17 protein-coding genes, 1 tRNA gene and 1 pseudogene are annotated in these 15,013 nt (G+C 45.1%); 9 read left to right on the forward strand and 10 right to left on the reverse strand.

Annotation, left to right across the window (positions count from 1 at the left end; translation table 11 throughout):
- Positions 1 to 337 precede the first annotated feature (337 nt).
- Positions 338 to 1,516, reverse strand: coding sequence for an IS110 family RNA-guided transposase (locus tag DESRU_RS13850; protein WP_041275794.1), 1,179 nt, complete (start codon positions 1,514 to 1,516; stop codon positions 338 to 340).
- 298 nt (positions 1,517 to 1,814) lie between these two features.
- On the opposite strand from DESRU_RS13850, the gene speE reads away from it, so the two are divergent.
- Positions 1,815 to 2,645 carry a polyamine aminopropyltransferase gene (gene speE / locus DESRU_RS13855; protein WP_013842717.1) on the forward strand — a complete coding sequence of 277 codons (831 nt, stop codon included), beginning with the start codon at positions 1,815 to 1,817 and terminating at the stop codon, positions 2,643 to 2,645.
- A gap of 65 nt (positions 2,646 to 2,710) precedes the next feature.
- On the opposite strand, the gene DESRU_RS13860 is transcribed toward speE, so the two are convergent.
- The 6 genes and pseudogenes from DESRU_RS13860 to DESRU_RS13885 form a co-directional block, all read right to left on the reverse strand.
- Positions 2,711 to 3,418 (reverse strand): ABC transporter ATP-binding protein, encoded by a 708-nt coding sequence (locus tag DESRU_RS13860; RefSeq protein ID WP_013842718.1) that lies wholly within the window; start codon positions 3,416 to 3,418, stop codon positions 2,711 to 2,713.
- The gene (locus DESRU_RS13865) at positions 3,411 to 4,202 is read right to left on the reverse strand and encodes an ABC transporter ATP-binding protein (RefSeq protein WP_013842719.1); all 792 of its coding nucleotides are present in this window, start codon (positions 4,200 to 4,202) and stop codon (positions 3,411 to 3,413) included. The genes DESRU_RS13860 and DESRU_RS13865 overlap by 8 nt, the downstream gene beginning before the upstream one ends.
- Positions 4,195 to 5,268, reverse strand: coding sequence for a branched-chain amino acid ABC transporter permease (locus DESRU_RS13870; protein ID WP_013842720.1), 1,074 nt, complete (start codon positions 5,266 to 5,268; stop codon positions 4,195 to 4,197). The genes DESRU_RS13865 and DESRU_RS13870 overlap by 8 nt, the downstream gene beginning before the upstream one ends.
- 3 nt (positions 5,269 to 5,271) lie before the next feature.
- Positions 5,272 to 6,165 carry a branched-chain amino acid ABC transporter permease gene (locus tag DESRU_RS13875; RefSeq protein ID WP_041275796.1) on the reverse strand — a complete coding sequence of 298 codons (894 nt, stop codon included), beginning with the start codon at positions 6,163 to 6,165 and terminating at the stop codon, positions 5,272 to 5,274.
- Positions 6,166 to 6,249: 84 nt separating this feature from the next.
- The gene (locus tag DESRU_RS13880) at positions 6,250 to 7,425 is read right to left on the reverse strand and encodes an ABC transporter substrate-binding protein (protein WP_013842722.1); all 1,176 of its coding nucleotides are present in this window, start codon (positions 7,423 to 7,425) and stop codon (positions 6,250 to 6,252) included.
- Positions 7,426 to 7,793: 368 nt separating this feature from the next.
- Positions 7,794 to 8,090, reverse strand: a pseudogene (locus tag DESRU_RS13885) (PEP-utilizing enzyme); the annotation flags it as partial.
- Positions 8,091 to 8,216: 126 nt separating this feature from the next.
- Between DESRU_RS13885 and DESRU_RS13890 the strand changes: the two are divergent.
- The 7 genes from DESRU_RS13890 (at position 8,217) to DESRU_RS13915 (ending at position 11,473) form a co-directional block, all read left to right on the forward strand.
- Positions 8,217 to 8,292, forward strand: a tRNA-Met gene (locus DESRU_RS13890).
- A 193-nt stretch (positions 8,293 to 8,485) separates the two neighbouring features.
- Complete coding sequence (locus DESRU_RS13895; RefSeq protein WP_013842723.1) at positions 8,486 to 9,241, forward strand: DUF2087 domain-containing protein; 756 nt, start codon at positions 8,486 to 8,488, stop codon at positions 9,239 to 9,241.
- Between the two features lie 22 nt (positions 9,242 to 9,263).
- Positions 9,264 to 9,617 carry a DUF2087 domain-containing protein gene (locus DESRU_RS13900; RefSeq protein WP_013842724.1) on the forward strand — a complete coding sequence of 118 codons (354 nt, stop codon included), beginning with the start codon at positions 9,264 to 9,266 and terminating at the stop codon, positions 9,615 to 9,617.
- A 6-nt stretch (positions 9,618 to 9,623) separates the two neighbouring features.
- Positions 9,624 to 9,995 (forward strand): GIY-YIG nuclease family protein, encoded by a 372-nt coding sequence (locus DESRU_RS13905; RefSeq protein ID WP_013842725.1) that lies wholly within the window; start codon positions 9,624 to 9,626, stop codon positions 9,993 to 9,995.
- Positions 9,992 to 10,687 (forward strand): flavodoxin family protein, encoded by a 696-nt coding sequence (locus DESRU_RS13910; RefSeq protein ID WP_013842726.1) that lies wholly within the window; start codon positions 9,992 to 9,994, stop codon positions 10,685 to 10,687. The genes DESRU_RS13905 and DESRU_RS13910 overlap by 4 nt, the downstream gene beginning before the upstream one ends.
- A gap of 172 nt (positions 10,688 to 10,859) precedes the next feature.
- Positions 10,860 to 10,943, forward strand: a complete 84-nt coding sequence (locus tag DESRU_RS21810; protein ID WP_419763399.1) for a putative holin-like toxin — start codon at positions 10,860 to 10,862, stop codon at positions 10,941 to 10,943.
- A gap of 164 nt (positions 10,944 to 11,107) precedes the next feature.
- Positions 11,108 to 11,473, forward strand: a complete 366-nt coding sequence (locus DESRU_RS13915; RefSeq protein WP_081462019.1) for an arginase family protein — start codon at positions 11,108 to 11,110, stop codon at positions 11,471 to 11,473.
- Between the two features lie 77 nt (positions 11,474 to 11,550).
- Here DESRU_RS13915 and DESRU_RS13920 read toward each other — a convergent pair whose 3' ends face one another.
- The 3 genes from DESRU_RS13920 to DESRU_RS13925 form a co-directional block, all read right to left on the reverse strand.
- On the reverse strand, positions 11,551 to 12,189 hold the full coding sequence (locus DESRU_RS13920) for a YigZ family protein (protein ID WP_013842727.1): 639 nt from the start codon (positions 12,187 to 12,189) through the stop codon (positions 11,551 to 11,553).
- A 225-nt stretch (positions 12,190 to 12,414) separates the two neighbouring features.
- Complete coding sequence (locus DESRU_RS21815) at positions 12,415 to 12,567, reverse strand: S-layer homology domain-containing protein (RefSeq protein ID WP_081462020.1); 153 nt, start codon at positions 12,565 to 12,567, stop codon at positions 12,415 to 12,417.
- A gap of 76 nt (positions 12,568 to 12,643) precedes the next feature.
- Entirely contained in the window at positions 12,644 to 14,323 is a 1,680-nt protein-coding gene (locus DESRU_RS13925; RefSeq protein WP_041275429.1) for an ABC1 kinase family protein, read from the reverse strand.
- Between the two features lie 282 nt (positions 14,324 to 14,605).
- Between DESRU_RS13925 and DESRU_RS13930 the strand changes: the two genes are divergently transcribed.
- Complete coding sequence (locus DESRU_RS13930) at positions 14,606 to 14,995, forward strand: MerR family transcriptional regulator (protein ID WP_013842729.1); 390 nt, start codon at positions 14,606 to 14,608, stop codon at positions 14,993 to 14,995.
- Positions 14,996 to 15,013: the final 18 nt, after the last annotated feature.

Below are 15,013 nucleotides of genomic sequence, written 5' to 3' on the forward strand. Positions count from 1 at the left end.
CATAACAGAAGCAAAGTACACAAGCCGAGCCCTATTTTTTATCTCTAAAACATAAGTTTTTTTCAAAGGTCCCTATCCCGCTTAAAGAACTGGATAATTTGGTAAGCCGCAACCTTATAAGCGATACTAAATATATCAAAATATTTCACAATAAAATGGCATTTTGAGAACGATTTTATAAATGATATAATAACTAACGTTTTGGTACTTACTTTGAGGAGACCAACTATATGAAGTCAAGAGAAAAATAAGAGAAGGAAGTAAAAAAGTAGTAGCGAAAAAAGGCATGCTTAAGCAAACTGTCGGGATATCCGGCAGCAAAAAGAGAAAGGAATGGTTAGGCCTGAGGGATAAAAATGGAGTTGTTTTTAAGCAGACTGAAGATCACACGAACAAGTTTTTTGCCGACATGGCTCAAAGCGACAAATTGATGCTTACCCTCGGATTTTTTCTTCGCCATATAAGACTTGAAGGTGGGGTCGCGCATGGCAATAAGTCTAGCGGCGTTTATTAAAGCCCAGCGGAGATAAGAGGAACCGCGCTTGACCATCGGAGTGGAATTGGCGGAGAACTTACCGGACTGATAAGTAGAAGGGTCCAGACCGGCAAAAGCAAGGAGCTTAGCCGGAGTGGCAAAGCGAGTAATGTCGCCGACCTCGGCCAGGATGATGGCTCCAAGGGTATAAGATATGCCCGGTACCGTGAGAATGGGAGAATCAAGCGCCACCATAACCTCCCTGATACGGGCATCGATGGCAGAGATCTGAGTCTGGAGAAAACGGACGGTTTGAATCGTCTGGACCAGCTCGAAGCTGAGCGCAGGAGAGCAGGAACCGATAGAAACCTTGGCAAGCTCACGAATCTGGATCGCCTTCTCTCTGCCATACCTTCCTTGTGAGGCTTCTGCAAGGAGGCTCGTAAGGCGAGTCAAATGACATTGGGCGATGGCCTGAGCGGAGGGGAACTGGCTGAGGAGGGCAAGACAAGAATTCTGATGGATGGACCAGACGGCCGTATGAAGCTCCGGAAAGAGGATCGTAAGCTGCCGGTTATAGGACGTTTTCAGTTTAGAGCGTATAGAAAGCATACGAAACCGGTGCCGGGTTAGTGCTTTCAGCTCGGAGATATGATATGATGCGGGAGAATAGGGCTTGGTGTCATCGGAGAAGAGCATGGCAGCCAGGAATCTTGCATCCGACTTGTCGGTCTTGGTTTTTCTCAGAGTCTGTGCCTTACGGTATAGATTGACATGGAGGGGATTGAAGGTAGTGACTTCAAACCCCTGTCCAATGAGAAAGTTTGTGAGATTCGTGCTGAAATGGCCGGTGGATTCCAGCCCTATTTTTACGTTTAGAGATCCGGAAGCCGATTTTAAGGAAACGATGTTGCTTATCAGCGTCTCAAAACCGTTGCGGTCATTGGTAAAGGTGAAGTTTTCAAAGAGGGCGGAGCCATCGCGATTCAGGATGCAGCAGTCGTGTTTCCGGGACGCTACATCGATACCCACGTAGATCAAAGAATCATCTCCCATTGATTGATTTTGGCGCTGTGTGTCCACGCACTTCATGCTGAATGTATCCTTGTCCGATATGAAGCGTCCAATGCGCTATCCAACCGATAAACAAATGAGCATGAAGCTGTGGTTGTAGCCTCTAAGGTATAACCAGTCGGCCGTACCGCTGTAGGTGATCAAACCAATCCACAGCGCAGACAACATTTTAACCCATAATCGGGAGAAAGGTAATGGAGCCCTTTCCGGACTCCATTATACAAGGTGATTCAATGATTCGACAACATATTAAGGAGGGAATTGTATGCTGGACTTCTGGTTTACCGAAAATCACACCGATGATTACAAAGTATCCTGGCGCTTAAATAAGGTTTTATATCGTGAACAAACCCCCTACCAGGAAATTGCCATTGTGGAAGCCCCGGAACTGGGCCGCGCACTCCTTTTGGATAATGTTGTACAAACCACCACGAGATTTGAGTTTATTTATCATGAGATGATTGCTCACGTACCTTTAATGATTCATCCCCAACCGGAACGGGTACTGATTATCGGCGGCGGAGACGGGGGCGCAGCCCGGGAGATATTGAAACATCCTTCCGTAAAGTCCGTTGACTTGGTGGAGATTGATCAACGGGTCATCGAGGTTTGCAGGCAGTGGCTGCCTGAAATAAGCGGGGCTCTAAGTTCCAGCAAGATGAACCTTTTTTATACGGACGGACTGAAATATATTCAGGAATATCACTCCCATTACGATGTGGTTCTGGTGGACTGTACGGACCCCAGCGGTCCTTCCCTGGATCTCTTCACCAGGAATTTTTACCAGGATGTGTTCAAAGCTTTAAAAGAAGATGGCCTTATGGTTTCCCAAACCGGTTCTCCAACCTTTAGTTCTCATTTTAGAGAAGCAGTCCGCAGCATGGGGAAGGTTTTCCCCCTAACCAGACCTTATTTAACCTGTGAACCCAGTTATATTGCCGGTTTTTGGAGCTTTACCGTCGGTTCGAAAAAGTACGACTTGGCCAACATTGATCCGGACAGGATGTTGAATATACATACGAAATACTATACCCCGGAGATTCACCAGGCTGCCTTTGTATTACCCAAATATATTGAGCATTTGCTTTACAAATAAAGAAAAGGAAGATTTTTGCCGGCATTGGCAGAAATCTTCCTTTTTATGGTTTCTATGGATCAGCCCTAGGCCTTGCCCAGATAAGCCTTCCTCACCTCATCATTGGCCGCCAATTCTTTTCCCGGTCCTTCCAGAACAATATTGCCGGTTTCCAAGACATAACCGTAATCAGCCACCTGCAGGGCGGCTGTGGCATTCTGTTCAATTAAAAGAATGGTCATGCCGTCCTGATAAATGTCCCTGATGATCTTAAAAACCTCCTTCACCAGCAAAGGAGCCAGACCCAGGGAAGGCTCGTCCATCATGAGCAAAGTGGGCCTGGACATTAAGGCCCGGCCGATGGCCAGCATCTGCTGCTCCCCGCCGGAGAGGGTCCCCGCCGCCTGCCATTCCCGTTCCTTTAAACGGGGAAACATGGCATAAATTTTTTCAATGTCCTTTTTAATTTCTTCCTTATCCTTACGGGCAAAGGCACCCATATTTAAATTTTCCAAAACCGTTAGATTGGCAAAAATTCTTCGCCCTTCGGGAACCAGCGTAACGCCTTTCTTTACAATATCCACCGTCTTGGTTTTGGTTATCTCTTCACCCTGAAAAGTAATTTTACCACGGGTAATGGGTACCAGCCCGCTGATGGCCCGAAGGGTGGTGCTTTTACCCGCCCCGTTGGCTCCCACCAGGGTTACAATTTTATTGGCCGGCACTTCCAGGTGAATTCCCTTGAGGGCATGAATGCCGCCATAATAAACATGCAAATCTTCAATCTTAAGCAATTTCTTCCACCGCCCCAAGATAAGCTTCAATGACTTGCTGGTTATTTTGAATTTCTACCGGCGTCCCCCGGGCAATGGTTTCCCCGTGATCCAGCACCACAATCTGCTCACAGATGCCCATCACCACTTCCATGTGATGCTCGATCATTAATACCGTAAGGCCAAACTGATCTCTGATTTTGGCAATGAACTCCATCAATTCCAGGGACTCCTGGGGATTCATGCCGGCAGCCGGTTCGTCCAGCAGAATCATGGCCGGCTGGGTGGCCAGGGCTCTGGCAATTTCCAGCCGGCGCTGCTTGCCGTAGGATAAGGCGGTAGCCTTTTCCTGGGCCAGGTCGGCCAACTGAACCTGCTCCAGCAGATCCATGCATTCCTGAAACTGGCGTTTTCTGGCCCGGGTGTATCTAGGCAGCCCCAAAATAGCTTCAATGGGGTTGGCCTTTAAACGCACATGCTTACTTAACATAACATTTTCCAATACCGTCATACTGGAAAAAAGACGGATATTTTGAAAGGTGCGGGCAATGCCCCGGTCGGTAATTTGATTGGGCTTTAACCCGGTGATATCGCTGCCGTTAAAATGGACCTGGCCGCTGGTGGGTTTGTACACCCCGGTAATCATATTAAAGGCCGTGGTTTTGCCGGCCCCGTTGGGACCAATCAAGCCAACAATTTGTTTAGGCTGTATACTGAGGTTTAAATCGGATACCGCCCTTAACCCGCCAAACTGCATGGTGATATTGTCTGTTAATAATATGCTGTCCTGTACCGGATTACCCATCGGATCGAACCCCCTTTTCCTTACGGTTTCTACCAACGCCCAGTTTATCTAAAACCCAGTTCCAGTTAAACTCCCGGGTGCCCATCAGGCCCTGACGATAGAACAAAATGACCCCCAGCAAGAGCAGAGAAAAAATAACCATTCTCATGCCGGGAATCCCCGGTATCACCACTCCGAAGAAGTCCATGGGCTGTTCCACAAAACGCAGCACTTCCATCATTACCGTCACAACCACGGCGGCAATGACCGAGCCGGTAATGCTGCCCAGGCCTCCCAGAACAATAATCAATAAAATTTGGAAGGTAAATAAAAATCTGAACATAGTTGGATCAATAGACGTAATCAGGTGGCCCATCAAAGCCCCGGCAATACCGGCAAAGAAAGCCCCGATGGTAAAGGACATCAGCTTGTGTTTAAAAATATCAATGCCCATGGCCTCGGCGGCAATCTCATTATCCCGGATGGCTTTAAAGGCGTAACCCCAACTGCTGTTAATCAGTTGTTTTAAAATCCAGATGGTGCCAATAGCAAATCCCCAGTAAACCCACATGCTTTTAATGGCAGGGATGTTCTTTAAACCCAGGGAGCCGTTGGTTATGCTGATGGTATTGGTGAAGATGATGCGAATAATCTCCCCAAAACCCAAAGTGGCAATGGCCAAATAGTCATCCCTCAATCTCAAAGCGGGAAAACCAATGATAAATCCAAATAAGGCCGCCACCAAACCGGCTGCCAGAATGGCCGGCAGGACCGGCCAGTGCACTTGACCCAGGGGTGAAATAATGGGCTCCATATAATAAATGAGCTCTTTGCTGGCCGGCGACATGGTTAATACGGCGGAAACATAGGCGCCCACACACATAAAACCGGCGTGACCCAGGGAGAACATCCCGGTAAATCCCAGGACCAGGTTCATGCTAACGCCTAAAATAACAAAAATGGCTGCCAGGTTCAACACCCTGGCCTGAAAACTGTCCAGATACATTTGAGCAATAAAAATTAAAACACCGCTAAATACAATCAGTCCAATACTTAAAATTCTTTTGATACCCTGTCTGCTGTCCATGGGCTACACCTTCTCTACTACATTCTCACCCAGAATTCCGGTGGGCTTAAACAATAAGATAAAAATTAAAACAACAAAGGCAAAGGCGTCGCGGTAGCCTGACAATTCAGGCATGAAAGCCACCAGGAACACTTCACCCATCCCCAGAATAAATCCTCCCAGCATAGCTCCGGGAATACTGCCGATCCCCCCCATAACCGCTGCGATAAAGCATTTCAGCCCGGGAAAAACGCCCATTAAAGGATCAATCTGAGGGTATTGTAAACTCCACATAATCCCTCCGATCCCGGCCAGCCCGGAACCAACAATAAAGGTCGTGCTGATAACTTTATTAACATCAATGGCCATCAAACTGGCTGCCTCAAAATCTCTGGAAACAGCCCGCATGGCGGTGCCGGTTTTGGTCTTATTCACCAGATAGGTAACCGCCACCAACAGCAGAATGGTAACCACCGGAATAATCACGGTTAATGATAGGAAAGAAATGTCTCCTACATTTATGTTCCAAACCATGGATTCCGGCCGCGGGAAGGTTTTTGGCCGGGCCCCGATGGCCACAATGCCCAGGTTTTCCAAAAGAAAGGAAACACCGATGGCAGAAATTAAGACAGATATACGCGGTGCGTCCCGCAGGGGACGGTAAGCCACTTTCTCAATGCTCATCCCCAGTAAAGCCGTAAAGATTACGGCCAGGGCAAAGGCCAGCCACCAGGGTAAGGAAAAAAGTAAGATACCGTAAAAAGCCACATAGGCGGCTACCATTAATAAATCCGCATGGGCAAAGTTAATTAGACGCAGGATACCGTAAACCATGGTGTAGCCAATGGCAATCAGAGCATACAAGCTCCCCAAAGAAATACCGTTGGCCAGGTTTTGAAGAAACACTTCTCCAGTCATTGAAAATAGCCCCTTCCATCTAAACAGCATGAACTCCTCCCCCGCAAGCGGGAGAGGAGTCTGGTGACCTAGGTTGTACTTTCACTATTTAGGGTCAACTTTACCCTCGTAAACAAATTTGCCGCCTTCAACTTTTTTGATAATGGCCGTTTTGGTTGCATCCCCGTTTTGATCCAAAGTGATCAGACCGGTGGCTCCTTTAAAGTCTTTGGTGGCGGCCAGGGCATCCCGGATGGCCTTATGATCGGTGGAACCGGCTTTGCTAATGGCATCCAAGGCTAAAATATAAGCATCAAAGCCCAATGCGCCAAAAGCGTTGACCTGTTTATCCGGATAAGCCTTTTGGTACTCTTCCATAAACTTGGTGGACATATCGGTTACCGGATGTTCAGAATCAAAATGAGTGCTGAAATAAATATCCTGGGTGTTTTTCACGCTGTTCAGGAATTCTTCAGCCTCCCAGGTATCGCCGCCCAGAATGGGGCAGGTAATGCCCAACTCACGGGCCTTCTGAACCAGAATACCGCATTCCATGAAATTGCCGGGGGCAAAAATTACATCGGGATTTTTAGCTTTTACTGTGGTTAACTGGGAAGAAAAATCTTTATCGCCGCTGTTGTAGTTCACTTTGGCTACAATGGCCTCTTCATTCCCGGTCAGCTTCTTAAAGGATTTTTCAAAGTAATTATTTAAACCTACGGAATAGTCCTGCTGCACATCCTGAATGATGGCCGCAGTTTTGGCATTCAGTTTTTCAACGGCATAGTTTGCCATTACGGTTCCCTGGAAGGGATCAATGAAGCAGACCCGGAAATAATAGTCGTTATCCAGAGTAACTGCGGGATTGGTGGGAGAGCAGCCAATAACAGGAACTCCCGCATCTTTGGCAATGGGACCGCCGGCCATGGAAAGGGAACTGCTGTAGCTGCCGATAATTACGTCAACCTTCTCTTTACTGATCAGCCGCTCGACCGCATTGGCCGCTTCCTGTTTTTCGCTCTTATTATCAACAATGAACAATTCTACCTTTTTGCCGTTCACTTCAGGAAATAACTGATTCGCCAGTTTGATCCCTTCAACCGTCATCTGTCCGCCGGCAGCATTGGTGCCGGTAAGGGGTTCATAAACCCCGATTTTAATCACGTTGGATGCTTGGGAATTCGAGGCGTCTTTCTCCTCGCCACCGCCGCCGCATCCGGCCAGGGCCATCACCGCCACCAGCAGAACAGCCACAAGCGCCATATACCTTTTCTTGAACATCTTCCTCGGACGACCTCCCTAATCTTTATGTACGAGATCCCCCCACCCTCTCTTTGTCCTCTCTGAGTGGATAATAATCTCCTTTTCGTATACTATTACTTTTTTAAACCGGGCGCAATTTGATATTCGGCCGTATTTTTTGATTCTGATAGTTTATGTATTACACACATTACTTGTTCTAAAAATTAGTCATTATTTGATTAAATTTCTTCATTTGACAAACCGTTAGTGTATAATTATTTGCCATTATCACCATTTTAATTAACAGTATTTTCCGAATAATAAGAGCGCGGCCAACTTGTTTTCTGTATAAATATCAAACACAAGCCGGCTTCGCTCGTTTTTCAGCGCCCTTTTCAATTAAACAACTAGATTTGCTTCAATATCTGTACAACTTCCCTGTCCGCCGTCTACCATCCCCGATCCCCGTCTTAAGCCTTATGGTGGCATTACCGCAGCCCACCACAGCGGGAATGCCAAGCTCCCTGGCTGCGATAGCGGCATGGGACAAAGGCGCGCCGATGTCGGTAATAATGGGCGGCAGCCCTTGGAAAAAGGGGGGTCCATCCGATATTGGTGGTGGCTGCCACTAAAATTTCACCGGACTGCAGCAAATGTCCTTCTTCCAGGTGCTTCAGAATACATACGCTTCCTTCTATATCACCATCGACCGGAACGGTTAATTTCTCGTAAAGCTTTACCCATTTTCTCAGGTTAACTGCGCAGACCATCTAATTTTAAAAAAATTAATTGGACAAAGACTCATATTAATGGTATACTAAACAAGTTGTCGCGGGATAGAGCAGTTGGTAGCTCGTCGGGCTCATAACCCGAAGGTCGAAGGTTCAAGTCCTTCTCCCGCAACCAAGAATTTAAACCCTGCCAATCGGTAGGGTTTTTTTGTTTTTAAGAAACCTTATACTTCTAAGCCCGGAGCCTACCATGGCATTGTAGCTCCGGGCTTTAATATTTCATCGCATTACTCCTCAACTTGACATTTTATAGACATAATAATAAAATGTTTATAAATAAATAAAACATTTTAAGGTTGTGTCTATTAATGAGTACATCAGACTTGTTTTGGAATGCTTCTCAGGAAGAACTGAAAAATGGATATATTGAAAAAGAGAACCATTACATCTGCCTGCTTTGCGGTAAAAAAATCGAGAAAGGGATTGTTTACCCTGTGGAGGGTATTTTTTATGAAGCCCGCAGATATATGCATAGCCACATTGAGCAGGCCCACGGCTCGGTATTTGAGTATTTAATCCAGTTGGATAAAAAATTTACCGGTCTTACAGAACATCAAAACAACCTTCTGAGACTTTTTTATCAGGGAAAAAGTGACGAGGAAGTTAAGAAGGAAATGAATATCGGCAGTGCCGCAACCATCCGTAATCATCGCTTTATATTGAAAGAAAAGGAGCGCCAGGCGAAAGTGTTTTTAGTTATGATGGAACTTTTAAAAGAAAAAGACAGTCACGCACCTGCCTTTATCAATTTTCATCAGACGGCCCGCATGGTAGATGACCGCTATAATATTACCCGGGATGAAAGGGAAAAAATACTAAAGACATATTTTCCCCAGGGGGTAGACGGCTCTTTAAGTACCTTTCCCTCAAGGGAAAAGCAAAAATTGGTTATTCTGCAGCAAATTGCCAAACGGTTTCAACGGGAATATATCTATGGAGAAAAGGAAATTAACGAAATATTGAAGGATGTTTATGATGATTATGTCACCTTGCGAAGGTACCTAATCGAATACGGTTATTTAGATAGAAAACCGGACGGCAGTCAATATTGGCTCAAGAAATAAAAATTAAAAGGAAAAGATAAACATGAGCGATCATAAAAAAGAATTTAAACCTTTGTATACTGAAATCCTCAAAACAGAAGAAGCTCTTCAGAATAACAACCCTCAAAAGAAAAAAATTGTTATCCAAACCAGCATGGATACCAAGGATGGACAGTTTTTTCAATTAGTACCGGAAAGTCTCATGGCTCTCCAGGAAATTGCTAAAAACTTTAAAAGGGACCGAATCTATGGAGAAAAAGAAGTGAATGAGATATTAAAAGCCATTGACGATGATTACGTCACTTTAAGAAGATATTTAATTGAACATGGTTATTTAAATCGGAAGCCGGACGGCAGTCAATATTGGTTAAGGGATAAAAATACCCGGAAAGGATAGAACGTTATGGATCATAAAAAGGAATTAAAACAAATATATAAGGAAAACAAAACCCCTGCGGGTGTATTCCAAATTAAAAACATGCAAAACGAAAAAGTCTTTCTAAAAAGCTGCCTAGATTTTAATATCATGAATGGACAACGCTTTCAATTAGAGCATAATTGTCACCAGAATAAATTACTGCAGCAGGAATGGAACACCTTTGGCCCGGACTCCTTTGTTTTTGAGGTATTAGAAGTTTTGAAGCAAAAGGAAGAAGGTTATTTCAATGCCAAAGACGCTTTAAAAAAGCTTGAGGAAAAATGGCTGGATCAGCTTCAGCCCTTTGATCCGCGGGGCTATCATCAGCTAAAAGAAAGGAAAAAGACGCAGCCATGAAAATTGTAGCCATTAACGGGAGCCCTAAAGGAGAAGCCAGTAACACAAACGTTATGGTCAGCGCCTTTTTAAAAGGAGCGCGGACAGCAGGGGCGGAAACAGTAAACATCTTTTTAGCCCAAAAAGAGATTCAACACTGTAGAGGCTGTCACTCCTGTTGGCTTAATCATCCCGGACAATGCGTAATAGAGGATGATATGATGGAGGTTTTGTCCCTTGTGGGCGGTGCAAGAGTTATTGTTTTAGCCACACCCGTATATTTTGAAAATATTTCAGGGATGTTAAAGGTATTTATGGATCGACTGACAATGACGGGTAATCCTCATTCCCAGAAAGCATCAAGGGAAAAAAGTGAACCATCAAAGCCCGTGGAAACAACAACCCCTAAGTTCGTCATGATTGCCAACTGCGGCTATCCCGATCAGACGGAATTTCAAGTAATCTCTCATTGGATTCAGCGGGTGGCTCTTAAGACGCACACAGACTTAATTGGGGAAATCTATGCCCCTCAAGGAAAATTTCTAACGGATCCCCCTGAAGAATTGAGACCTGCCCTGTCCAATTACCTACAGCTTTTAGAAAAGGCAGGGAATGAAATTGCTACCCACCTGAAATTGTCGGATAGCACGAATAAACAGTTGGAGCAAAGCTTTATAGCGAATAATACTGTATTTAAAAAGGAAAGCCAATAAAAGGCTTTCCTTTTTTTGTCTCTTTTTACTTCCGTAGAAATCCTTCTAAACTCCTTATTAGAACAAATAAAAGTAACTTTGGTCAAAGGGTCTATGGTATAATATTCCTGTACAATGGAAAAGGCTCCTCAAGGGTGGTCTGGCTCATCCCCTTAAGACAGGGGGTGAGTTAATGACAGCATTTGAAGCGTTAATGCTGATGCTAACTTTTGGCATCTTAATCGTTGCTATGTTGTCGCATGAGAGAAAGATGTAGACCTCCCTTGAGCCTAGCCAAGCAGCGGGAGGTCTATTCTTATTTAGACATATGGGCCGGCCCCTTTAGAGACACCGTTGTACCTGACTGTGGGTGTTACCGCACCTACAGTCTTTTTATTTTCTATAGTTCACTTGAAAAGATGATACCACAATTTCAAGTGAATTTCCAGTTTTCTTCAACAAAGTCCTCTATACCCGGAAGCTGCCAATATTCATGAACAAAATATTACGGTGTTAAAAACCGAGGATATTGAAGCTAAGATTGATGATGTTATGAATGTCATTCAATCCAAAGGGTCGCAAAATATTTATGTTCACATCGACCTGGACGCACTTGATCCTGTTGCCTTTCCCCATGTTCCAGTCCCTCCCCCCGGAGGGTTAACAGTGACAACCCTCTCGACTTTGTTAAAAGAACTGCATGAAAAACTAAATATCATTGGCTTATGCCTTGTTGAATATCAGCCATCGGAAAAGAAAACCATTAAAATTCTGGAAGAAATCATTCATATGGGAATCATGCTTTAAAATATTATTTTCTCCTGAGGTCAAGAAAATCAAGGTTTCCGCCGGCGCTCTGAAGGACTTGCAGACTTGGTCTTTGCTCATATTTCCGGCATGACCTCCAGGTATATTGCGCCGGTTTCCCGGACAATGGCCTGGGCAGACGTACAGTCGGCCACCAGTTGGCTGAGTTTGTCTTCCTGGCCTTTGGGGGCCAGGGCGGTAAGTTTGACTACGGCGGTGTACTCTTTGGTTTCAATGGGATAATGATTAAGCCGTAATTGATTTTCCAGCGTTCCCAGTAAAGCATAGTCTACTTCAATAGCCAGCCGGGTATGGAGCTGTTTCTCCACAATAACGGCCGCTTCCAGCCCGGCGGCTGCGGCCTGGGTATAGGCGCGAATCAGTCCGCCGGCGCCCAGCTTGACGCCGCCGAAGTAACGGGTGACAACAATAACGGTATTTTTAACACCGGACTTATTGATCACTTCCAATATTGGTCTGCCGGCCGTGCCGCAGGGTTCGCCGTCGTCATCGGCCTTTTGCTGCTCTGCACGCCGGCCGATTACATAGGCCGAGCAATTATGGCTCGCTTCTCGGTGCCGCTTTTTAATCTCTCCAATGAAGCTGACAGCCGCTGCTTCGTTTTCGGCAGGGCTGGCATAGGCAATAAACAGGGATTTGTTGATTTCTATCTTTATCTCACTCATTTGCTTTACAGTACGATAGACAGGTAACATAAAAACACCTCTCCGGGCTCTAAAATACGCAATATATACTAGTATTATAAGTTATCGTCCGCCAATGATAAAGTTTTTGCAATAATTGGCCGGCCTCTGTATGGAGTTTGATCGTATTTAGGCCTAGGGATGCCGCCATATAAGAGAAGGTATCTCTAACAGGTTAAATCTGTTTTGAGACACCTTCTTCCGTATTATTGAGATTGCGTAGCCCTTTTAGAATGACTACGCTTTCGCTCTGGAGGCATTACTTTGAGGTGCAAATGCTTGGTCGCTATTGCCCGGTATGATTCCGGTTTTTGCCGACACAGCGACACCTTCGCGAGCCCAGGAAGCAATCCTTGCATCATCTTTAAAGTTCATGAGCAGGTTTTGCATTTCCGTTTCCGTAAGCCCATGATCACCACGGTTCAGTTTTAATGCCTATCATAGGATAATTTGCTGCTTAAGGAAATTAAAGCTTACCCGAGCGGACAATGGCATAAAGCAACCAGAGGAACATTAGCATAGCCATGCCGAAACCAATTTCCACAATGGGAATTTTCCATAAAGGGGAGGATTGGCCGGCCAACGGCAGGCTAATAATGATACTGGCCATAATAATACTAAAGGCAAGCAGAATAATGCTGAAAGACAAGCGGTTCCCCATCCGGTCTTGATTCTTTAAAAAGAGTTCCATTTCCGGAACAGAAACCTCCAGGCCCAACCGCCCTCGTTTAATAACAGCACTTAAATCCTGGAAGTGCTTAGGTATACTTAAGAGAAGTTCAGCAAAATCAGCCGCGTTTTTGCCTAAAGTTTTAGCCATCCCCATTGGCCGCAGCCGTTCCATTAACAATTTCCGTCCAAAGGGCTGGGCAATATCAAGAATACTCAATTTGGGGTCTAATTTCTCAGCAATCCCCTCCATGGTCAACAGTGCCTTCCCTACCAGGGCGAAATCTGCAGGCATTTTTATTTTATGGGTCAGGGTAACCGCAAAGATGTTATTGACTGCCTCCCCCAGACTGATTTGACTTAGGGGAACTCCGTAATATTTTTCCCTTAATATCTCTATATCGTCCCTCAGCTTTACCATATTCACATCATCGGGAACAATCCCCATGCGCAGGAGGGTTTTGAGCAAATCATCCGAGTTCTGACGCATAAGACCGATTACGATGGAAGATAGATGATATTTCATATCGGGACTAAGGCGCCCGACCATACCAAAATCCAAAAAAGCAATGATCTCTCCGGGCAGTACCACTACATTGCCGGGATGGGGATCACCGTGAAAAAAACCTTCTATAAAAATTTGGTGAAAAATCCCTTTGGCAAAACGCTCGGCTAAAAGAGAAAGATGATAACCTTGTTGGGCTAAAGAATCTCTTTCACTAATTTTGATGCCTGCAATATATTCTGCAGTCAGTACCTTTTTGCTAGAATAATCCCAATATACTTTAGGAATATAAATTTGAGCATTATCTTGGAATTGTTTATAAATTTTTTCCGCATTACGTGCTTCAATGGTATAATCCAGTTCATTACCAAGAGATTTCGCAAACTCATCAACAATATCCACAATTTGATAGGCTTCCGCCCACTGAAAGCGCCGCTGCGCAAGACGGGCCAGTTCATACAAAATCTCTAAATCGGTCTCAATATTGGCAGCAATGCCGGGACGTTGAATTTTTACCGCAACCTTCTCACCGGTTCGCAGAACCGCCTGATGAACTTGTCCGATGGAAGCCGCCGCCAGGGGGTCCGGATCAAATTGCTCAAAAATTTCTTCCAGTTCAGCTCCCAGTTCCTGTTCTATCACTGAAGTTACTTGGGCAAAGGAAAAAGGCGGGACTTTATCCTGCAGCTTTTCCAGTTCACTAAGGATTGCCGGAGGGAGAATATCCGGTCGTGTACTTGCAATCTGCCCTAATTTGATATAGGTTGGGCCCAACTGTTGGAGAACCAGCCGGATGCGTTCCCCGATACCCCCGGATGATTTATCTCTTGCCAGCGGTCGTAACCGTTGATAATAGGGCACTTTTTCAATTAAGCCCATCTCTTCAACAATATAATGAAATCCCTGACTAATCATTGCTGCAGCGATCTCCCGGTACCGGTTGATATGCCGGATGCGCCTGCCCAACTGCATACCCCCTGACGATAAACAGTTTGACTGTTTATACGCTTTTCAATTCTTATTAGGAATATCCCCTCTTCACAGGATCTGCATACTTCTCAGCCGGGTTTTTCATCGTCTGAAACAAGTACCGGTCCCTTGGCCCCCTCCATTCATTCCTGAAATAAATTCGGCCTTTCCATGGCCCTAGAGAAAGAATATTGATTCCGGCGAACAACAAACTATATAATAAGATTGATCTATACAATTGATGCTTTGAGCTAAAATTCAAAACCCTTTTGAGGAGTGAAAAAGTTGAGCTATTCCATTAAAGAAGTATCTGAAAAGTTTAATATAACCCCCTATACACTACGCTACTATGAAAAAGAAGGACTTTTACCCTCGATTCAGCGCGCTCAAAACGGGGTTAGAGATTATACCGACGTTGACCTGGAATGGCTTCAGCTTGTTTGCTGTATGAGAGCCACCGGGATGTCCATCGCTTATATCAAGAACTATGTGGATCTATGCCGCCTGGGAGAAGATACCGTACCCCAAAGGCGTCAGATTATTCTCAAGCAGAAAGAAATTATTGAAACACACATTCAGGAATACACGGACCTTTTAAAGTTAGTCAACAAAAAATTGGCGCACTATGATATCATAGGAGATTGCAGTCCAAAAGTCCTAAGCCCCCAGAAATAGAAGCAGCACCTAGATCCC

This window comes from Desulforamulus ruminis DSM 2154 (assembly GCF_000215085.1).
Classification (GTDB): Bacteria; Bacillota; Desulfotomaculia; order Desulfotomaculales; family Desulfotomaculaceae; genus Desulfotomaculum; species Desulfotomaculum ruminis.